The following is a 22,366-nucleotide window of genomic DNA, read 5'->3' as shown; positions in this document are numbered from 1 at the left end:
AATTTTCGCTATGAGGTGTATACAAGATGCAGCCTTATGGTATTCTGCAGCCTTTTTACTTTTGGTGGCAGCGCTTATTCCTGAACAGAGTTCGGCACAGGAAGATCCTCAATACGATGAAATATCGGTTTCGTTTAATGTTCCGCGAATTGGCGGAACCGAGATTCCGGCGGTTATCCGCGATGAAACGCTGTATTTGTCGGTTACCGATGTGTTCGACTTTTTGAAGATCAAGAACACAGCTGCGTCAGGATTTGATTCAATAAGGGGCTTTTTTATCAACGAGAAATCATTATATCTGATCGATCGTGTAAACCATCAGATCGTCTATCAGCAAAAGGTATTCAACATACAACCCGGCGACCTTATACGGACAGAAACCAACCTGTACCTGAAATCGAGCTATTTCGGACAAGTATTCGGGTTACAGTGTACGTTTAATTTCCGAAGCCTGTCGGTTTCGCTGAACACAAAGATTGAACTTCCTATCATTCGCGAAATGCGTCAGGAACAGATGCGCAAGAATATCAGCCAACTCAAAGGGGAAATAAAAGCTGACATCACCATTCAACGAAAAAACGCATTGTTCCATTTCGGTAATGCCGACTGGTCGGCCATCTCATCGGAACAAATGCCGGGCAATGTTGATACCCGGCTTACCCTTTCACTGGGCTCTGTCGTGGCCGGAGGTGAAACGAATGTAACACTCAATTACAACAACCATATGCCTTTCGTCGAAAAGCAACAATACTATCTCTGGCGTCATGTCAATAACGACAACAAGGCGCTACGCCAGATACTGGCGGGCAAAATAGCGACAGGCGCCATTTCATCATTATATTCACCGGTAGTAGGGGTTCAGTTTACCAACGCGCCCACCACCTTCCGGCACTCGTTTGGGTCATACACGCTAAGCGATTTCACCGAACCTGGCTGGTTAGTCGAACTTTATGTGAACAGCGTACTGGTTGACTATGTAAAAGCCGATGCTTCCGGTTTTTTTTCTTTTGAAGTTCCGCTTGTTTACGGAAATACCGATGTGAAGCTGCGATATTATGGTCTCTGGGGCGAAGAACATTCCAAAGTGCAAAACATCAGCATCCCGTTTAACTTTCTACCTCTGGGCGAATTCCAGTATAAGACCAGCGCCGGCTTTGTTGAAGATGGCAGAGGCAGTCTCTTTTCGCGCGTTGATCTGAATTACGGGATCAGTCTCCGCATGACGATTGGTGGTGGCCTCGAATATCTTTCATCTGTAACTTCAGGTACCTTCATGCCATTTGTAAATTCCTCGCTCCGGCTGGCTTCCAGCCTTTTGCTGTCCGGAGAATATACCTATAGGGTAAGATCAAAAGGAATTCTGAATTATCGTCTGCCTTCGAATTTGCAGTTTGAACTCAACTACACCAAATATGAAAAAGGACAAAAGGCCATTAATTACAACTACCTTGAAGAACGTAAGGTCGCTGTATCAGTTCCGGTACGCACCTCAAATTTCGCTGCTTTTACACGACTGACGCTCAATCAGATTGTTATGCCCCAAACAAAATATACAACCGCCGAATTATTGCTTTCCGGAGCCATCTTAGGGGTAAATACCAACTTTACCACCTATTCCTTAATCTCGGATCTCGGAAAACCTTATACCTACAGCAACCTCTCTCTTTCACTCAGGCTTCCGGGAGCCATTATTTTAACTCCGCAAACACAATTTGACTACAATCACCAAGAATTGATATCGATGAAGTGCGGATTGGAAAAACAGCTGTTCAAAAATGGCTATCTGAATTTATCATACGAACGAAACTTTAAGAGTGATTTTAGCAATACAGAAGTGGGATTCCGTTATGATTTCTCTTTTGCGCAGGTAGGCCTTTCAACTCGGATGAGCAACGGTGCAACAACTCTGGTGCAATCGGCAAGTGGAAGCTTGATGACAGATGCCAAAACAAATTATATCGGAGCTAGCAGCCGCGTAAGTGTGGGTAAGGGTGGAATTACGCTATATCCTTTTCTTGATCTGAATTGCAATGGCAGGCGCGAACCTGATGAGTCGAAAGCTTTTGGTCTCAATGTTCACATCAACGGAGGCCGCATTGAAGTGAGCGATAAAGATACAACCATCCGCGTGTTCGATCTGGAACCTTATACCAATTATTTGATTACCCTGGACGGAACCAACTTTGATAACATTGCCTGGCAAATGCGAAAAAAACAATCCAGGTCTCCATCGATCCGAATATGTTCAGATTGATTGAAGTTCCGATAGCAGTAGTAGGTGAAGGGGCGGGAACTGTTTACTATAACGCCGGAAGTGAAAAGAAGGGACAGGGACGAATTATTGTGAATTATTACCGCAACGATTCTATCCTCGTGGCCCATACGCTTAGCGAATCTGATGGTTATTTCAGTTACCTGGGACTCGCCCCAGGCGATTACACGGCCAGAGTGGATACCGTCCAGTTAAGCAAATTGCATTGGAAAAGTACTCCTGCATCGTTGCCGTTTACAATTTCTAAAGGTATTGACGGTGATGTGGTGGATGGGCTTGAATTTGTATTGCGAACGGAACAAAATAAAATGCCGGAGCCCCATAATGAGACCCCGGCGAATGCCGGAACAATATCACAACAAATAAACCAGGTTATTCCGGAAAAACAGAAGGAAGTTGAACCTGCTGTTACTTATGGGGAAACACAGGCTCAGCCACAGACAGATTTTGCCGGGCAGATTTCGTCAGAAAAAACAATGGGGAATAATATAAAGGGAAAGAAACAGTATAAAGTACAGTTGCTGGCCCTGCGCAAGCCGATAAAAATCAAGGATTACTTTGCACAACTGCTGGTCAGGGCGCCCGGTTTAATCATAGAAGAAAGTCTGGAAGAAGACGGATTGTACCATTACAGTACCAAAGACTTAAAAGGCTTTACCGAGGCAAAGCAAATTCTGAGTATGATCAAAAGAAGTGGCTGGTCGAATTGTTTTATTGCCACCTATCGTGGAAATATAAGAGAAGAGCCGGCATCGAAACTCAAAAACACGAAATAGCACATTAATCTGGAACCCAGAATACCTGATAATAATATTTACTGAACCAGATTATATTTTTCAATCTTGGCATTTAGAGTAGGCCGGGTAATATTCAGGATACGGGAAGCATCCAGTTTATTCCATTTTACCACATCAAGTACATGTCTGATGTGATTTTTCTCCATATCGGCCAGGGACAGCAATTCAGACATCTCAGAATCATCTGCATGATTGTCGTGGATGCGGACATTAATGGTGATGTTTTCCTTCTCCAGCACATCATTTTTTGACATAATGATAGCCTGTAAGATGGTGTTTTTAAGTTCGCGTACATTCCCATGCCAGTCATGCTGCTGAAGCATTTCAATAACACCGTCGCCAACCTTAATCACGTTTTTATTATACTGTTTATCAAGTTTATACATAAAATGGTTTACAAGGTCTCTTATGTCTTCCTTTCGCTCGCGCAAAGGAGGTAAGTTGATTGTGAATACCTTGAGCCGGTAATAGAGATCTTCCCTGAATTTTCCCTGTTCTATAAGTTTTTCCAGGCTCCTGTTTGTCGCAGCTATTATCCTCGCTTTCATTGGTATGGTGGCTTCTCCACCTACTCTTTCAAATTCAAGTTCCTGAATAACACGCAGTAGTTTTACCTGGGTATTGAGCGATATTTCAGAAATTTCGTCGAGGAAAATGGAGCCTTCTCCAGCAAGTTCAAACTTACCTTTTTTATCGCGTATGGAATCCGTAAAGGAGCCTTTAACATGTCCGAAAAGTTCACTCTCGAGCAGTGTTTCCGTAAGCGCACTACAGTTTACTACTACCAATGGTTTATCGCTCGTTGTTCCTGAGAAGTGAATCAGCCTGGCAATGAGTTCCTTTCCGGTACCAGTTTCGCCCTCGATCAAAACATTCACCTTATTCATCGAGATGCGACCAATGTTTTTGAAGATTTCCTTCATCCGGGGCGATCTGCTTACCATTATGTTATCTTCAGGCATGCTCTCGCTGGAGGTATCCTCGTGGGGGACCGCATTCAGACTATTGCTGACTTTGACCGAATTTAGGGCCAGTTGGACAGTAGATTTGAGAAGAGAAGGATCAACTGGTTTTTCAAGAAAGTCAAAAGCACCGAGCTGAATGGCCTTGATCGTTAATACCACATGCCCAAAAGAGGTAAGGAGTAATACAGGAATCACAACTTTTAATTTACGTATTTCGGAGAGGACTTCAAGCCCACTAATTCCAGGCATCTGGTAATCAGTAATTACAAGTTCAGGGTGTTCTGAACGAACAAGCTGTAAGCCCGTCTCGCCATCACCTGCTTCAATAATTGTGTACCCAACCTTGCTGAGTATCTCTCTTAAGGTTTTACGAATTAACTTATTATCGTCGATGACCAAAATTTTTTCCATAAGTTCCATTGAATTAATATTGTAACAGTTCACACCATATCCTTTTTACCTCAACATATTAAAAGGAGGATCCCCCAATTGGTTATGCAACGGGGTCAAAATCAATCATCTTTTGGACTTAGTATTCAAAAAAGGAATCCCCTAAGTTCAACTGTCGCTAAGGGGTTCCAGAAATGGAAGTTGAGAGAACTTCCAATCATGAAAAAGCACGTCCTTATATCTTATGCGTAATTCCTTGATTCATAAAAAAGGGAAAATTTTCCGGAATGGGTTTCCATCCCGGAAAATAGGAAAAATCGCCCTAGGAAAGGGCTTCTAAGGATTGGTATGGAGAGTATCATTTTCAGGGTTATAGTAAGACTTATGCGAAGGAAATTTTGGAATGGAGGTCTGTTCAAGCTGAATTTAGTGAAAGAGTGATTTTGAATTCATTATAAGTCCTGTTCTGAATTGTTATACGCTCCGGGAGTTCCGCCCCGAGCGTTTTCGTAAAGGATTTGCATGTTACGAGTAAACGTATCAGGAAGTACCGCCTGAAATCGGATATGGTTTTATGATTATCAATACTTCAGGTACACATAACCATAATATGTATATGTCCCATCAATCTCCAGATAAAAGTTATAAAGACCTTCTGAAACAAGTTTGCCGGTATTGTTTTGCCTGCCGTTCCACCAGTTCTTCTGATATTGGTAAACATCTAACATTTTTTTTTTAGACATTGAATCAATTATTGTCATTTGATTCACTTTTGTTGTGTCAAAAGGAATTATAAACAGTTCATTAACACCGTCTCCATTTGGAGAAAAACCGTAGGAGCCCATATAAACCCAATGGTCTGGTTCTCTGCAAGAGAGAAATAGCAGCAGGAATAGATTTAAACACACAAAAATCGTCCATATATTTTTCATTTCTTTCCAATGTTGTTGCTTGTGAATGTTTCCCGGAACGATTATCAAATACCTTATTATAGCTGTTCTCTTTCTGATTTCCAGTGCAACGTCGTACCTATCCCGGGCATGAAGATCTGAATTCGTAAGTTTTCTTTCCCCGCTTGTGGTAGTATCTGAATAAAGCATGCTTGATATCCCCTCTTTAAAATAACGTTTAGCAGATTGGCTCATGCTAATAAAATGAAGGAATCTTCCGACACCAAACAATGATTTCATAATGAATACTTTTTTTAGGTTATTCGTTTTTTTTTGTATTTCCTAATCCGGGATATGAGTTTCCAAACATTCAGGTTAGCAAAAAATCTTTCCAAGAACATATCTGTATCCGTCATGGATGACGAACTTATCTTGGAGTTACTGCATTTGCAATGTTAGCGCGTGTTTTTAAAGAGATCCCTTACTTTTTTTTCGATAAAACATGCTGACAATCCATTAGCAACTGTTCCACCTTTTTATTTTCGAGGTCAGAAATTTTGTTTATCTTTTCAAGTGTTTTGTGAAGGATATTACACAAAAGATGTATCCATGAATTAGCCTGAGGCTGTGTCATAGAAAAGGCGGTTGCCTGAAGTTCCTGTGAAGGAAATGATTCCAAATACACAAGTATAAATAATAATTTGTCCTGATATCCAGGTAAAACATTTGTCTTGCGGCGTAATGCTTTTCTTTGCCGCGTTTTCCCTTTTAATGTAAAATGACTGGAATGTTGCTCCCATTGGCCCCGAAACTCTAAAGCCAATTCATTAAACTCCTGGATTGTAAAACCTGTGAGAATGAAGAAATGTGTTGGATTCCTTCTGATCTTGTCAAATTTTAATCTCATAATAGTTTTTTGATATATTCCTGATTCAAACATGAAAATAAATGTTGCAAATACGAATTAAACAGAATTTATTTTTTTTTAATATCTGTCTATCTATCTAAATGTAAAATTTGAATAAATTCAACTAACCCCGTGGAACTATATCAAAAGTCAAAATTCAGTAATTGTAACTTTCAAATAGTAAGTTTACCTTCATATTATCCCTCCAAACCTCTCCTAAAGGGGCGGCTTTTAAGTCCCCTTCTGGTGATTTCGGGTTTTAACGATGACTGTTTCAAATCGTAAGTTTTTGAAATTGCCGAACGACATTAACAAATGATTACTTATTGGGCAATGTAAATTTGACTATGCTTCCTTTTCCGGGTTCGCTTTCAACTATTATTTCACCTCCACATATTTCAACGAACTCTTTGCAAAGCATTAAACCTAAACCTGTTCCCGATTCTCCTTCTGTTCCTTCTGTTGACTCAGACCTACCTATTTTAAAGAGTTGATTTAGTTTTCCGGGAGCTATGCCCAGTCCGTTGTCGGTCACGGAAACTTCCAGAAAATCATGTGCCCGGTTTTTCGAAATCCAACGTGCTGAAACGTTTACCAGACCTCCTTTTGACGTGAATTTCAGCGCATTGGTCAACAAGTTACGAATGACTGTATTTACCAGTTCCCTGTCAGTGGTGATCCGGAAATCTTCGCCCAATTCAGACTGCAATCGGATATTTTTTTGCCAGGAGGATAGGAGCAGTAAACGCAGGTTTTCATCAACCAAGATTTTTAGGTTCACAAGTGAGGGATTGTAATCTAGCTTTCCGCGTTGGGCGCGGCTCCAGGCCAACAGGTTTTCCAGCAGTTCATAGGTGTTTCGGGCGCTCTCATAAATGTGACCTGCACATTCTTTTTTGATAGCTTCGTCAAGGGTGTCAAAATCATCGTGCAGCAGCTCAGAAAATCCCAACAACGAATTGAAAGGGTTTTTCAGATCGTGAGAAATTATAGAAAAAAACAGGTCTTTAGAAGCATTTAATTCTTCCAGCTTATCTTTTTGTATCCTGATTTTGTTTTCCCGTTTCCGGAGCTGAGTAACATCAGCCACAACCGAAAGAAATCCTTTGACCGACCTGTTTTCGTCCAGATGAGGGATCAACGTAACGTGTAAAAACCGGTTGCTCCCGTTCAATTCTCTTGAGGTGTCGAACGTAACGGTTTTCCCCTGTTTGGCTTTGTGTATATTTTGGATAAGCGCCTCATACGTGTTTTCAACAACAATGTCTTTCACAAGTCTTCCATAAATGTCATTCAAGGAAAGTCCCATCCATTTTTCGTAAGTTTTATTAACGTACCGGTAACGCAGGTCAGTGTCGAGATAGGAAATCAACAAAGGGAGATGGTCTAAAATCAGATTCAGGGTTTGGTGGTTGTCAAAAATTTCCTGAAAGGCCTCTTCTTTAGTTTGACTTTTTCTACCGTAAACATATCCGAAAAACATACCAAATAAACCAAAGAGAACCGGAATGGTAAGGTGGTGGATTTGGGAATGGCCGGAAGAAACAGAAACATCACCGTTAAACTCTTCAGCAAAAATTATAGTTAGACTGATAAAACTTCCAATCCCGAATCCAACAAGTGAGAATAAGTAGTTAGGGTGAATTTTAATGATTCGCCTTGTATAAAGTTTCGGAACAAGTGCCATCCCGGCTAAAATCATCGATATTTTTCCCATAATCAATTCAAATAATATTTATGTTGCCAGCCTGCAACTCATTTTATTTTGTGTCTTTTAGATCAATAGTTCGTTCAAAAAGTGATATATGATTAAGCGGCCATTGTGCCGAAATACAATAGTTCATTGACAAGTTGACGATTTTTGATTGAGTTCGGGTTAATGGCGAACAGGCGAAAAAACCTTGATATCATTAATTTATTATGAAACAAGATCTTGTAAGTTGCCATCGAAAATGAGTTTTCCCGGGTTTGCGGATTTTTAAGTTGCATTACCTTGGCAATATTTACAGTTGTTAAGGCCGCATTGAAGTGGAAATTAAGCTTATTTTCACTTCTTGCCTGCGAGTTTTCAAGTCCGGCAAATTGCTTGGCATCCCTGAATCCAAATTCTATTTGAAAGCGGGTATGATAAATATCGATCACATCGATTGGCGTTTGTGTGGTATCTGTTGAAAATAAAAGCCTGTAAATTGTTTTCCCTTTTAATAGGAACAGTTCTACAACCAGCAAGATATTCCTTTCAAGAGACTTGGAGTATACAATGGCAGAGTATGCCGTTATACCTTTATCGTTTACTACCATATTGAAGTGTTCATGATTTAGTTTCCGAAAATCGATTTTTCCTCCATATTTTGCTGGCCTGCCTCTTTTCCCAGTTTTGGGTTGTATCGAAAGGTATGATAAGTTGGCGTCCTCCCGAAGTTTGCTTACCAAATGGAGGGAGCATCCCAGTATCTTATCCACAAAGTTTTTCTTAGAGAAATACGCATCTGCAACAACGTATCGAGTAATGGACAGTATCAGTTCAATATGTTTTTTGATGACCCCAGCATACCAGTCGATTAACGAAAGGTCGTTATCTTGAAGACAGTTTGTCGGAGGCGTTTGTACGGCATCTAGATGAAAACTTAATCTTGTGTCTGCATCGATTACTGAAAGCCCAAGGATTTCAATACCACGAAGTGCCCGACCTGCGCAGCCCGACCAAAAGTATCCGATTCCAGGGGTATGTTTGCCCGATTTAGGAATGAAACTCGGATCGAAAGCAACAGCATTGCGATTGCCAATCCAAGGCATTGACAAGGCTTTGTTGAAGCTAAAGAAGTCAAACCCTTGCTCGAACTGACCACGGAAGCGTTGTTCTCCAAAAAGGCTGTATCGGCCTAACTGAAGGAAGTTGATCCGTGAAGGAATACTTAAGTATAGCATGAAAATCTCAATCATAAAATCTCGTCTGCATTTATTGAGCTTTATTTTAGAAACAGATAAAGCTTCAAGAACAACTTTTGAATACAAATCATAAATCGCAGGGGTGGCCATAATTAAAGTAATTAACTGGTAATTAATACTTTAAAGATACAAATCCCTGCGGTTTTATACTAATAAATAATCAGTTATTTTACTGTAAATCAGATAAATAACTAAATTTTAACCGAAGTATTGTTAGATAATACTGATTCAAATCTTTTGAGCCATATTATTGAACAAATCTTCTAAACAAGGCAGATCGCTCAGGTTATTAAATTAGTTTTTCAAATACTTGTAACACCGTCTGATGTCCAACCTGGGGTGAAATGATATGGAGATTCGGTTGATCAAAATCTGCTATAGGAGTCTGAAATCTAAATTATCATCTTCTGCTATCAGAAAAGTTTAGTTTAAAAGGCCATTTGCTCATCTTCTGTATCTTTTTGTTTTATAACTTATTGCAAATAGATTCCGGTTCAGTAATCGGAATTGTGAAATAAAACATGGAGCCTTTTCCTGGAGTCGAATCAACACCAATCTGCCCACCAAGCAATTCTACATTATATTTTGCTATAGACAGACCAATACCGGTACCACCATACTTTATTTTATAACAATCTTCAGCTTGTTGGAATTGGTCGAAAATAACTGATCTTTTATTTTCAGGAATTCCAATACCAGTGTCTTTTACAAAAAATTTGAGCTGTTTTATTTCCTTAGAGTCAATCGTATAACCAAATTTAACTTTACCTGAGGGAGTAAACTTGAATGCATTCCGAAATAAATGAATAAAAACTTTGGTTATCTTTTCCCTGTCAGAATATAATTGGGAAGGTTGATCAGAATGCCAGTTTACATATTCAAATTCCATTTGCTGTCTATCTGTATCTGGAGTATCTTTATTTTCCATCTTTCTTATCAGCAATAGTTCGTTCAAAAAGTGATGTGTAATTACGCGGCCATTGTGCCGAAATACAATAGTTCATTGACATGTTGACGATTTTTGATTGAGTTCGGGTTAATAGCGAACAGGCGAAAAAATCTTGATAGCATTAAAGTATTATGAAACAAGATCTTGTAAGTTGCCATCGAAAATGAGTTTTCGCGGGTTTGCGGATTTCTAAGTTGCATTACTTTGGCAATATTTACTGTTGTTAAGGCCGCATTGAAGTGGAAATTAAGCTTATTTTCACTTCTTGCCTGCGAGTTTTCAAGTCCGGCAAATTGCTTGGCATCCCTGAATCCAAATTCTATTTGAAAGCGGGTATGATAAATATCGATCACATCGATTGGCGTTTGTGTGGTATCTGTTGAAAATAAAAGCCTGTAAATTGTTTTCCCTTTTAATAGGAACAGTTCTACAACCAGCAAGATATTCCTTTCAAGAGACTTGGAGTATACAATGGCAGAGTATGCCATTATACCTTTATCGTTTACTACCATATTGAAGTGTTCATGATTTAGTTTCCGAAAATCGATTTTTCCTCCATATTTTGCTGGCCTGCCTCTTTTCCCAGTTTTGGGTTGTATCGAAAGGTATGATAAGTTGGCGTCCTCCCGAAGTTTGCTTACCAAATGGAGGGAGCATCCCAGTATCTTATCCACAAAGTTTTTCTTAGAGAAATACGCATCTGCAACAACGTATCGAGTAATGGACAGTATCAGTTCAATATGTTTTTTGATGACCCCAGCATACCAGTCGATTAACGAAAGGTCGTTATCTTGAAGACAGTTTGTCGGAGGCGTTTGTACGGCATCTAGATGAAAACTTAATCTTGTGTCTGCATCGATTACTGAAAGCCCAAGGATTTCAATACCACGAAGTGCCCGACCTGCGCAGCCCGACCAAAAGTATCCGATTCCAGGGGTATGTTTGCCCGATTTAGGAATGAAACTCGGATCGAAAGCAACAGCATTGCGATTGCCAATCCAAGGCATTGACAAGGCTTTGTTGAAGCTAAAGAAGTCAAACCCTTGCTCGAACTGACCACGGAAGCGTTGTTCTCCAAAAAGGCTGTATCGGCCTAACTGAAGGAAGTTGATCCGTGAAGGAATACTTAAGTATAGCATGAAAATCTCAATCATAAAATCTCGTCTGCATTTATTGAGCTTTATTTTAGAAACAGATAAAGCTTCAAGAACAACTTTTGAATACAAATCATAAATCGCAGGGGTGGCCATAATTAAAGTAATTAACTGGTAATTAATACTTTAAAGATACAAATCCCTGCGGTTTTATACTAATAAATAATCAGTTATTTTACTGTAAATCAGATAAATAACTAAATTTTAACCGAAGTGTTGTATCAGTCCAAATATTTACAATTAGGTTTGCTCATGAAGACTCATTTAAATTTTATGTTTTATCTCATAAACGATCAGCGAAGATCAACGTTTAATCCAGCATTGTCCTTTATTTATCGACTAACAGGAAGTAAACTAAAAAAGCACATTGGAAATATCTATGAATTGGCGTCGGTATTAATGGGTCTAATATTGACAAATACTGGATTTATCATTGCAAACTGAAATATCGCTTCAATTATTGTTAATTTGAATTATCTCGGTTTTACATAGCTTTCGATAGTTTATGCAATATTGACTATGCAGCTGTCTCAGAAGCCAATTTATTGCCAATTAGTATGGCTCTATCTTCCAGGTAATTATCGCTGACTATTGATATTCAACTCTATCTGCATCATAGGATTCCAATGGAGTTACCTGGCTGAGCCTTGATTTCATCAGATAGCGGAGCTAGATGTTCCAATAGTCCTATCACTATTTTTTCCTGTCTGCGAAGCTCTATATAACGAAACAGTGTTTGTTGCAACAACTTTTCCACAATGATTTTATTAAAAACCGGAGACTCGTCCATATCGGATCCTGCATTGCCCATTACGGGCGAATAGCCCACCATTTTAGTTTCTTTAGTCTGACGCAGCTTCACTAATGAATATAAGCCTAATTTAGAGTATAAAGCTCTGGAATTATTGGGAAGATTAGAGGTTCGATTTTGCAAATCGCTAGCAAGAAATAAAAATTGCCGGACTCGTTTCCGAATAAAGCTATCAAGCTCTTTAAAACGTGCTGCTACCTGCGCATATTTGTAATAATGACCAAAGACCGTTATTTGATGGTTGAGTTGTTTTATAAATGCCTGTTGATTCTTATATTTTCGGCTGAATGTTGTCAGCCTGATGATTTTATGCCTGAAAGCCTTCTCTGACACAGGAGATATGCAGAATGTATTTCCTGTGTATTCATAACCCTTAAATATAAATCCATCCTGATATACCCGACCATGACTGATATTACTTGAATTTAATTCCAATCCTAAGTTTTGAAGACAAAGATACACCAATAACAGGCACTCGGCAACTTCAGCCTGTGAATGGAACAATACGACAAAGTCATCATGAAAACATAGAAACGGCCACCGGGACAATGCATGATAAAAGCCCAGCATATAGGCGGCCGTTACCACAAACAATAATTTATCGTTCTCATATAAGGCATGTCGGCAAGGAGTCCCCGATAACCTACTATCAATTCCCATATTTTCTGTTAATCCCGATATCGATGAAAAGTTGAAGTTCCCGGTAAATTTACTATCGAACCCAAGATGAAGATATTGACTCATGTTTGCCGGAGTAAAACATCCCGTAAGTTCTTCGTAGTTGTTTATTAGAACCGGTTCAATGTCAAGTTTCGTTATTGAGGGATAAAATTGCTTGATGTTAAAACGTAAAAAGTATGGATGAGTACTACTATGCTTGTCCAGATAATTAAAAAAACATTTTGGACGACGTTCTAGCAAGTAATGAAGAGGAAAGTACTCTTTTATCAAAGGCATAAAATTAATCTGAAGATAATTATACATCTTCTGTGTTTCAATTGTATTCCTACCAATATAATGATGCAAAACATTGCTGCCTTTGAACTTTTTGAATTGTCTCATCTTATCTTCAGTAAATTATTATAAATTGTTTCTCCGTTGCTTAAAATAATAGTAGTTACCCGTTGTGCGATTAAGATGCGAGGGCCTACTTAAGTTTATTCAAGGGTTTGTTGTTTAAAAAGTTAAAATATTGAAGCACTGTCACTGTTGTAATTTTAGATAAAATGCGAACAGAAATGCCCAGGTTTGATTTTGCATAGTTACGCTTGAGCATAAATTGATCGCATAGTTGGGAGAATAGAGTTTCGATTCGTTTTCTTGACTTTTTAAAAATGTACGCAAAAGGTTCTTTGTCTTTTTGATTGCTTCTTTTGGGTGTTTCCAATCGGATATTGCACGATGAAACAAGTCCAATTGATGTTCTTTTGACAGATACCCTTTGTCTCCGATGAGCCTGCAATTGCTTAAGTGAGAATGTTTAATGTCTGTCAAATAGTAAACATCGTGAACGCTTGCCTTGCTCATATCCATACTTGCAAACACACCTCGAACTGAAGTCACCGGATGCAATTTGTAGCCATAATAATAGGCCTTGCTAACAGCAGAATAACCTTTATCAGGTGCTGTTTCAAAGTTTTCACTGCAGATCTTGCTTCGTTTCTCCCGGGCTATTTGGCAAACTGGAACAGGAATGGAATCAACGATGTAAGTATCTTCTCCTTGGTTTTGAATGTTTGATAAGCCTTGATTAAGGACAGAAATCCAAGGATAAAGTCGCTTATGTCTGCGGTTAAAATTGGAACGGTCAATGAGGTTTGGGAAATCGCTGGTATAATCTGATTTAAGTTTGCCAAAGAAGTAACTTTCCGAGTCAATACCAATAGATTCGGCTGTCAGAGCTAATGCAATTATTTGACAATCTAACATTTTAGGATTTCTTGGGTAGCTTTGGAAGTTGTCAAACTCATTAATACGATCAGAAAAGAACGATTTGGTTAAACCAATAAACTTGTCGAAATTTGCCTTCAGGTTGTGCATAAGTAGAATAATGAATTGGCGTTTGTTTTCTACTAATACATTGAATATCAATATAATACACAACTATTTTGACAATATTTTATTGCTTATTTTCAATCGCACAACGGGTTAGTAGTTGTCATTTTGTGCTTTTTAGCAATACCAAACCAGATTGAATGCCAAAGAATATCCACATTTTATTCTTTATTGATGATAAATATTAGTTGACACATAGCAATTCTAAATGAAGCGTTACCAAAAGATTGTAAATATGCTGGATAATTCAACTAATTTGCTTTTTGGAAAAGTTAAGCAGATTTTGTTGTTTTACTATGGATTCGATTTTTGTTTGTACTTTTTTATCTCCCGAGTAATAGGTCACAGAAGGATATCCTTTAGAATTATGTATCCTAATTAAAGTGGATTGTTGATCTTTCACAAAATATGGCAGAATCCCGATATATTTATCAAGATGATAATCTAAGCCTAAAAATCCATTCAAAAAACATTCATACTGATTGCTATTCAATCGAGTTAAAAATTCTGTTTTTGAAAGATACAACTGATTATCTATCAAGTGAAACTGCACATCAAGAGACAACTGATTAAACCACATTTTAACAAAGTAAACCTTGTAACGATGATTCATTTCAATAGATAGATCATATTGAGCAAAAATCTTGTAGTTTCTCAGAAACTTTAAAACTTGCTGATTATTAATTCCCATTGGCATCCCATATGGTAACAGAATTTCTTCAAGAAGAGGAGTTTTATCTTTTGATAGGGATTTCTTTACAAGTTCCTGAAGGAGAAACATTGTTCCTCCCAATAAATCAACAGGTTCACTTGAAGTACAATCCGGATAAAAGGACATTCTTTTTAATAATTGTGACCATCCAATCATAATATTAATTTAAAGCAGAAGTCGATAAGAAAGACCAGCTGCCGGTTTATTTATACCATACCATCCGGCATAAATAGAAAGGTGTTTCCAAAGAAGCATTGAACCAGCCATATTGATATGCCGAGTGTCGTGTTCGGCCATCAGGGTGAGTGACTTAAAACCTTGAGGAATGTAACTGATTCCACCGAACAGACCTTTTAGGCGCTTGCTTTGTCCGACATTAAATCCATAACCCATCGTTAATCTAAAGGTATGAGAACCTGTTCGGATCGTTTTATCTGAAACCAAATAAGTACTTGCAAAATATTGATTACCTTCCGAAAGATGCGTATAAGCATCATTTAACCCGATTAGTAAAGAAGGAAGAAGTGATTTTTCTTTCCAAAGCTGACATTTCAGTCCTACGGAACGATCCTGGCCTCCAATTCGATTGGTCCCGTATGTATCTTTTCGCAGTGTCATCCGGTAGGTTACTTCCAGAAATGGCAAAAAGGTCAGATCTGCGTAGTAATTAACTGTATTATAGGTAGTATATGTGCGTATAATTGTAGACTTATCATAGGGCAGATAATTTGTTCCTACTATCAGTGTTTTATCCGGGTAGATACTCCCCTGTGGAATATTCAGCAAACCAGATGAACCCAATGCTAGTTGTGCTTTTACTGCTATGCTTAACTGCAATAATAAGAACAAGAGGAAGGCAGAACGATATATTCGCAGAAAAAGAACTGTTTCTAGGATGCAAACCACTTTTATTATCTTTTGATGCTATTCGAAATTGTTCCGGTATCCTAGAAGAGGATACCGGAACAATTTACATTGATCAATTCATTCAGAATTTATAACCGATTGATAGCGATACTTCAGCACCAATAATAGAAACTTCGTGTTCCACCGTTCCTTGATTGGCTTCTTCCTGAGTGTAATTTCCCAAGTTGCATTTAGCCTCAAGACCGCAATTAAAATGACCAAAGGAACGGTCAAATCCAAGTACGGGAGCAAACGATATATCATGACCCTGCTGGCTTAGACTGGTGCCATTAATATCGTAGGTATTTTTAATCAGATTTTCCTGTCCTTCAACGCCAAGATAAGGTTGAAAACCTTTTAATGCAATACTTCTAGGAGCATATAAAAGCCCTAAATTGAAACGGGTTAATCCAATTTTTAAGCCATCAACAGACGAAACAGATGTACCTTTTACTTCTCCCGACCAGATTGAAGCCCCAACACGGGTACGAAAATTAGCGGGCAACAAAAAGGTAATGTTCGCCCCTATTGCAAGGTTTCCACCAAAAGTTTCGGTTATGCCTTTGGAAGGCAGATAAGTATCGTTCCAGTAATCCATCTCAGGCGAATAATAACCTGCTGTAAAATTAATACTGTGAATGGTAAACGCATTCTCGACTGACTCGTCGGATATTACTTTCTGGTCTTGTGCCAGACCAACTGTTGTTATTAGTAAAAACAGAAAGGTGATTGAAATTATATTTGTTTTCATTTTTATTTCTTTTAAAAGTTTAACAATGCACTCTTGTGCTCGATTGAATTTTGTTGTTATAATAGCACATCCGGCTTTTACAGATATACTCTAATTATGTACATTCGCAACACAAGGAGTCTTTGTTGCGATTACAGGTCGGGTTGAATTAAATATATACGAAACTTTATTTCCCCCACAGTCTTCAAATGTATATGTTCCATTATTTGACTTACTGCAATTGGGCTCTTTTGTAATGGAGGGTATTGTTCCCCTGTCATCTGAAAAATGTAATACGAAACCTGGATAGGAATATGTTTTCACTACAAGTCCAGTTATACAATCGTCAGAACAAATTGTTGATGAGTTTGTGATTTCAACAGTATAAGTTGGAGGGTTATCGATGTTACCCTGGGTTAGGTTAAAGGCTTCCAAAACTGAAATGAGAATCTCGGGCGCGGCAGCCAGTCCGTTTGCGACACCTAACTGCTTAATAGCTGACAAAACCGCATCAGTAAAGGCATTTATTGCCACCTGATTTGCAAAGAATGCTTGTAGATTACTTGGTTCAGTACATCCTACCTTGGCATTTTTCAGACTTGTGTAAGATAGGGTTCCGTCTTTATAGGTCAGCTTTTCCTTTGCATTATAAAACGAGATTTCTTCTTGTGTGACTAAGGTTTCGATAACCAGCGTAGTGTTTGCTTCCTGTTTTTGACCTTGGTGAACCCCGGAATTACTTGTAACAGATAAAATGACTTTGGTTTCATCAATCGTTCCATCATTTTTCTCAACAGCAGCAACTATGGCTGTTGTATTATCAGAATAGGTTGTTTTAACAGCGTCAACCGAAGTGGCCACAGCGATTCCTTCACTGTCCAGTACATTTGCCACATCCCCTTCAGGATCGGCGGCAATAGCTTGATTAACAACGGAAGGTTCCACAACAACTTCACTTGCTGCTACCAAATTTTTTACCGCAATATTAAGACTTGTCGTTTGCGAATTGTTCGTCGTATTCGCTTCTTCAACAATTTTACTTCCATTTGACGATAGGTTAATCTCAAACTTAAAATCATGCTGTCCGGCAATAGCTTGCCAATCGAAAACGGTTTCATATTTGGTGTTTCCTGCCAAGTCTTTAAGCAAAGCACTTTGCTGAATATTACCATCAACATAAAAGTTTAATACCGAAGAGTAAGCTGTTTGCGTAATTTCGATGTTTTTATAGGCTACCTTAAAAGATACTCCACTTTCTGAATTTAGCGCTTCGTTGTCGAAAGCATAATCAACCGTTAATAATTCAAAGTCGGGATTTAGTACCACCGGAGCGTAGTCATATACGTCGCCTACGTTTTTTTTGCAACTATTAAGCAAGACTGCACTTAATGCAAAGGAAAATAGCATAATTGCTGCAATTGTTTTAAAAATTGATTTTTTCATAGGGATGCATTTTTATGAATGAATTAAGAAACTATTTAGTTAACTGACTTTTTATAAAGACAGGGTTATTAAAGTGTTCCGTTTGATTTTCGTTGGGCCGTGTTTCATAATCTTTGCCATAATACACCGCGTATCCGGCATTGTAGTCCGAGTCGAAATATTTTGGTGTCGTTATCCTGAGGGTGTGTTTCCGGGTTCGTTTGGCTGTTGGAAAAGGAATGGTGAATTTAAATCCGCCATTGAAATCGCTTCCTGTATGCATGGCATAAAAACCAATGGTTGTAGAACCAAAGTGTCGGCCGCAATCAGCACGGAACCCTTTGTCATTATTCAGAAAACTTCCATAGCTTAAATCTAACTGGAGGTTGAATCGGGGGTAGAAATACCCGGACGTTAACCGCCAGGTAAAGGTATTTATTGGGCTGGTAACCCATTGTCCCTGCAAAAAGTGCGAACTTCCGGTTAAGCCGGCATTAGCGGCGATACTCCATTGGTTTCCCTTAAAAAAATGATCGACCTGTCCATTCATACCGTAACGGTGGGCATTAAAATTGCCGAGAGTCAGGTTCGCAAACCATTGGTGTGGCAAGCGAATATCCTGAGAAATAGTCATAAAACCGAGCCGGATATAATCGCCTTCATGTGAGGCATATAAAAAATTACGACTTTTGTAATCCACATTCTCTTTGATATCCAGTACTTCCAAATCGTTTTTCAGAGGGAAAATGATCTGCCCGGTAAATAACATCCCTTTCCACAAGGATACTTCCACTGCCGGAGCTATATTAAACTGTATTTCGTACAATTGAGTCAGTAGCCGGTTTTGAATAGCAAACTGCAGATAAATCACCAAATCAATTTTGTTTACATTTGAATTTAAACCAACCCCTCTTTTCAAAGATTTCCAGTCTTCGTCAATGCTGCAATCGACCTGCAGAGCATCCAATAATTTGGACTTTGTAATTTTACCCGAACGGTACTGCAACCATAATCTGGCAGGAACTCGAATTTCTAACTGAGGAATGTCATTTTTAAGCACGTAAAGCGAAATCTGTGACTCTGGATTGGAGTAGGCTACTATCGTATCGAGCGCCGTAACAATGGCATCAATCTCCCAACGGTAAATGTTATTTTCAAGAGCAATGAAAATCCGGTTGTCCAGCGAGTAGCTGCGAATATTCTCAAAACCCATTTTGTTTAGCTTTTGGTCTAATGCCTTATGGCTTTCTTGTGCATTTACCCCAAATGGTATAAAGCTTATAAACCAGATAGAAAGAAATACAATGTATCTCACAAAAAGTTAATTAGGCGCTGACAAGCGAATGATTTTATAAGGCTGGATATGAGATACCCTAATTATCTGCTGAAAGAGAGTGATATTAAATGTAAAACTTGGTATTCAACAGCTAATTACTCCGTTTTCGTTTGATCAGAATGTTATTGAACGCCTTCCCAAAATAGATCCAATCCGTTCTAAAAGGATGTTTTTCGTAAGCTGCAAGATATTTCAACTCGGATGCCATGATTTCATCCAAAGTGACAGGCATATCGGCATAAAAAGGAGGCACCAGGCCTGGCCGGTGTTTCATGCGTCGTTCCTGAAGTTCTTTCGAATATAAATTAAAATAATGTCGACTCAATGGTCTTACTCCAACAAGTTTCAGATCGCCCATCAACATATTGAACAGCATAGGTAGTTCGTCAATCCACAATTTACGGAGGATACGGCCAGAAGTCGAAATCCGGAAATCATCTTTAAACTTTCCGCCTTCCTGAAGTTGGTTTTTGGCAAAAACATATTCCTGAATATATTCGGCGTAAGGGTGCATGGTACGTAGCTTATATACATGTATAATCTTGCCATTTTTTCCTATTCGTTTCAGGCTAATCAGAGGCCCGTATGTCGGCTTCAGATCAAAGGTGGGTTCGGTGGTTTTGTGCGCCACAAAAAACAGACGATCCGAAAACTGCTGGTTTTCCAATACCTCAAAACCACAACAGTAGAGCCTGCCTATCGCTTCAGCTTTTGACATGGGCCTGTCGAAACCATTGGTCATGAAGAAATAGATTTTCTTAAGTAATGGTAGTTTCGGGAATATACGTTTAAAAATAAAATAGATGGAATAAATAATGTGCTTGATAGCCCAGGGGTATTTCCTGAATATATTCGCTTTCCGTATTTCATTGGTAATTACACATCCAATAAACAAACCACCAACATCAAGTTTGGTGTTTACCATCTCGAAAAACTTATTGACACGCTTAATGTCGTTGGTCGGCTGGAGATTAATGATTACTTTCGACAAGCCTGATGTCATTTCAACAACGAAGTGCGAAGTAGTTGAAAGTACCAGGGTACGGTCATTGATCTCCTCAACATGGCGACAAATAAACTGATATACCGGTTCACTGGTTTGCTCCAGCAAAAATTCCCTATAATGAAGAAGGTTATGAACCGGATAATCTTCTTCGTGGTCAGATTCAAATAAAGAGACGTAACTTGTTGAGGTAGGCTGTGTTTCCAACTGCTTCAGGTAGAACATTACCGATTCGAAATTATCCGAACTTCTGTTTAGTTTCCGGTAATAATAATACAACGAAAAGAGTAAAATCTCAAGAAACCCTGAAAGTGCAAGTGTACCGAAAACAATCATCCTCGAATAAGCAAAACGATTATATCCAACAATTAAGATACAGACAACGCCCAGGGTAATAAAGCCACTTAAAACGACAGGCACCATGAAATCGTTGAAGGATTCCTTTCCTTTAACCGAATACTTTTTAGTTGGTATGGAAGCAACGAGCCAGATACACAGGAATATGACAAAAGGCTCGAAATATTGCGGAAGATAAACCCGTAGCGAAGCTGGTTTTGCCCAGATCAGAAGTAAAAATGAGAGTGTAACTAAGCTGATATCGGCAGCATAGAATAAAGTAGTTTTTCTACTCATAAAAATGTGGATTTGTTTTTGGACTGGGAATGATAATTGGTGCAGTTTAAATCTGGCATACTCCGAGAAGCGGCGTTAATCAATCATTGTGAACAGAGTGAAGCCCACCCGCATTGAATAACGAGTATACAATCTTAAAATCCAATAAAACAATAGAATGTGATTGCCAATTCACCCCAAGGCCCTTTCGTAGACGAGTCGAAGTGTAACGGAAACGTAGAAAACAATTTCACTTTAATCAACAAATTCTTTTGATCATTTATATAAGTTGTCTTTCCAGTACTGAGATTGGGAGGTGATCCGATTTATCAGCAAATTTCTCTGAAACGTTCAGGATTGCTTGCAAACATCTTTCAGATGTATGACCATCCCAGAGTTGAGGACGAATCGGTGTTCGTTCTTTTGCAAGAGCAGTACGGTATTCTTCTCTGATTCGCTCCACATTGTTCCCGACCAAAACACTCGCCCCACCGTGTTCCTTTAAAGTAATTGGCCGTTCGGTGTTCCAGCGGAGTGTGAGGCAAGATGTTCCCAGTATGGTACATTCCTCCTGCAAACCACCACTGTCGGTGAGCATAACCCGTGCGCCACTGTTTAAACGCAACATATCGAAATAGCCAAGAGGTTCAAGCAAAATTATTCTGAGGCGATTGACAATCTCGTCGTAGAGTCCGAAAACCCGCATTTGCTTCATGGTACGCGGGTGAACCGGCCAAATGAGGGTTAAGTCTTTGGTGACTTCATCCATCAAAAAACGCATGATCGGTTCGAAAACTTCTTTTAAATCGACATTCGACGGCCTGTGCAAGGTCATCAGCGCATAATTTTCATCAGCAGGCACAGCAGTTTTCAATTGATAACCCGCTGGCAAATTCCGATGGATGATATCCTGAATACTCATTGCCTCTGCTTTGACCCGGTTGGTTTCCAGGGTATCAATCATGATGTTGCCCACGAAAACAATACGATCTTCCGCGGTGCCTTCCTTTCTCAGGTTTTCGGATGACAATCTGTCGGGGGTGAGCAAAAGGTCGGACAAGCGATCTGTAACCAGACGGTTGACTTCCTCCGGCATTTTGATGTCTCCTGAACGCAAGCCTGCCTCAATGTGGCAAACCTTGATCCATTCTTTCTTGGCGGTGACCGAACAGGCCAGTGTGGCGTTCACATCGCCCACCACCACCACCCAATCGGGTTTTTCCGATTTCAGTACTTTTTCGAATTCAATCATGGTTTGGCCTACCTGCTCCGCATGGGTACCTGAACCAATTCCTAAATTAATATCTGCTTCCGGAATTGAAAGTTCTTCAAAAAAAGTCTTCGACATGCGGTCGTCATAATGCTGACCGGTATGCACCAAAACATGTTCAATTTTTTCGTTATTCGTTCTGTTAAAATTGTTTATCGCATGAATAAAAGGGGCAATTTTCATGAAATTAGGACGGGCTCCTACTACGGAAAGAATCTTCATAATGTATCTATTCT

The 22,366-nt window shown here is 39.1% G+C and carries 18 protein-coding genes; 2 read left to right on the top strand and 16 right to left on the bottom strand.

The window, feature by feature from the left end; genetic code table 11:
- Positions 1-10 precede the first annotated feature (10 nt).
- Together AQPE_RS01860 and AQPE_RS01855 are read left to right on the top strand one after the other, a co-directional pair.
- Positions 11-2,254, top strand: a complete 2,244-nt coding sequence (locus AQPE_RS01860) for a hypothetical protein (RefSeq protein WP_318349342.1) — start codon at positions 11-13, stop codon at positions 2,252-2,254.
- The gene (locus AQPE_RS01855) at positions 2,242-3,048 is read left to right on the top strand and encodes a hypothetical protein (RefSeq protein WP_318349341.1); all 807 of its coding nucleotides are present in this window, start codon (positions 2,242-2,244) and stop codon (positions 3,046-3,048) included. Before AQPE_RS01860 ends, AQPE_RS01855 begins: the two co-directional genes overlap by 13 nt.
- A gap of 38 nt (positions 3,049-3,086) precedes the next feature.
- Here AQPE_RS01855 and AQPE_RS01850 read toward each other — a convergent pair whose 3' ends face one another.
- The 16 genes from AQPE_RS01850 to wecB all read right to left on the bottom strand — a co-directional run bounded on the left by AQPE_RS01850 (position 3,087) and on the right by wecB (position 22,352).
- Entirely contained in the window at positions 3,087-4,445 is a 1,359-nt protein-coding gene (locus AQPE_RS01850; RefSeq protein WP_318349340.1) for a sigma-54-dependent transcriptional regulator, read from the bottom strand.
- A gap of 560 nt (positions 4,446-5,005) precedes the next feature.
- Positions 5,006-5,614 carry a T9SS type B sorting domain-containing protein gene (locus AQPE_RS01845; protein ID WP_318349339.1) on the bottom strand — a complete coding sequence of 203 codons (609 nt, stop codon included), beginning with the start codon at positions 5,612-5,614 and terminating at the stop codon, positions 5,006-5,008.
- Positions 5,615-5,795: 181 nt separating this feature from the next.
- Positions 5,796-6,221, bottom strand: coding sequence for a helix-turn-helix domain-containing protein (locus AQPE_RS01840; RefSeq protein ID WP_318349338.1), 426 nt, complete (start codon positions 6,219-6,221; stop codon positions 5,796-5,798).
- A gap of 319 nt (positions 6,222-6,540) precedes the next feature.
- Entirely contained in the window at positions 6,541-7,938 is a 1,398-nt protein-coding gene (locus AQPE_RS01835; RefSeq protein ID WP_318349337.1) for a sensor histidine kinase, read from the bottom strand.
- Positions 7,939-8,030: 92 nt separating this feature from the next.
- Complete coding sequence (locus tag AQPE_RS01830; RefSeq protein WP_318349336.1) at positions 8,031-9,164, bottom strand: transposase; 1,134 nt, start codon at positions 9,162-9,164, stop codon at positions 8,031-8,033.
- 472 nt (positions 9,165-9,636) lie between these two features.
- Positions 9,637-10,098 (bottom strand): ATP-binding protein, encoded by a 462-nt coding sequence (locus tag AQPE_RS01825; RefSeq protein ID WP_318349335.1) that lies wholly within the window; start codon positions 10,096-10,098, stop codon positions 9,637-9,639.
- Between the two features lie 41 nt (positions 10,099-10,139).
- Positions 10,140-11,273 carry a transposase gene (locus AQPE_RS01820; protein ID WP_318349125.1) on the bottom strand — a complete coding sequence of 378 codons (1,134 nt, stop codon included), beginning with the start codon at positions 11,271-11,273 and terminating at the stop codon, positions 10,140-10,142.
- 613 nt (positions 11,274-11,886) lie between these two features.
- A complete protein-coding gene (locus AQPE_RS01815; RefSeq protein ID WP_318349334.1) occupies positions 11,887-13,146 on the bottom strand; it encodes a group II intron maturase-specific domain-containing protein in 1,260 nt (419 codons plus the stop codon).
- A gap of 141 nt (positions 13,147-13,287) precedes the next feature.
- On the bottom strand, positions 13,288-14,124 hold the full coding sequence (locus AQPE_RS01810; RefSeq protein WP_318349333.1) for an IS982 family transposase: 837 nt from the start codon (positions 14,122-14,124) through the stop codon (positions 13,288-13,290).
- A 262-nt stretch (positions 14,125-14,386) separates the two neighbouring features.
- A complete protein-coding gene (locus tag AQPE_RS01805) occupies positions 14,387-15,007 on the bottom strand; it encodes a hypothetical protein (protein WP_318349332.1) in 621 nt (206 codons plus the stop codon).
- 9 nt (positions 15,008-15,016) lie between these two features.
- On the bottom strand, positions 15,017-15,757 hold the full coding sequence (locus AQPE_RS01800; protein ID WP_318349331.1) for a YjbH domain-containing protein: 741 nt from the start codon (positions 15,755-15,757) through the stop codon (positions 15,017-15,019).
- Between the two features lie 82 nt (positions 15,758-15,839).
- On the bottom strand, positions 15,840-16,508 hold the full coding sequence (locus AQPE_RS01795; RefSeq protein WP_318349330.1) for a hypothetical protein: 669 nt from the start codon (positions 16,506-16,508) through the stop codon (positions 15,840-15,842).
- A gap of 90 nt (positions 16,509-16,598) precedes the next feature.
- Positions 16,599-17,930, bottom strand: a complete 1,332-nt coding sequence (locus AQPE_RS01790; RefSeq protein ID WP_318349329.1) for a CARDB domain-containing protein — start codon at positions 17,928-17,930, stop codon at positions 16,599-16,601.
- 31 nt (positions 17,931-17,961) lie between these two features.
- Positions 17,962-19,224, bottom strand: a complete 1,263-nt coding sequence (locus tag AQPE_RS01785; RefSeq protein WP_318349328.1) for a YjbH domain-containing protein — start codon at positions 19,222-19,224, stop codon at positions 17,962-17,964.
- Between the two features lie 112 nt (positions 19,225-19,336).
- The gene (locus AQPE_RS01780) at positions 19,337-20,881 is read right to left on the bottom strand and encodes a sugar transferase (protein WP_318349327.1); all 1,545 of its coding nucleotides are present in this window, start codon (positions 20,879-20,881) and stop codon (positions 19,337-19,339) included.
- Positions 20,882-21,140: 259 nt separating this feature from the next.
- Complete coding sequence (gene wecB, locus AQPE_RS01775) at positions 21,141-22,352, bottom strand: non-hydrolyzing UDP-N-acetylglucosamine 2-epimerase (RefSeq protein WP_318349326.1); 1,212 nt, start codon at positions 22,350-22,352, stop codon at positions 21,141-21,143.
- Positions 22,353-22,366 lie beyond the last annotated feature (14 nt).

The organism is Aquipluma nitroreducens, assembly GCF_009689585.1.
In the GTDB taxonomy this organism is placed as follows: Bacteria; Bacteroidota; Bacteroidia; order Bacteroidales; family Prolixibacteraceae; genus Aquipluma; species Aquipluma nitroreducens.
This window is presented reverse-complemented; position numbering and strand designations above follow the sequence as displayed.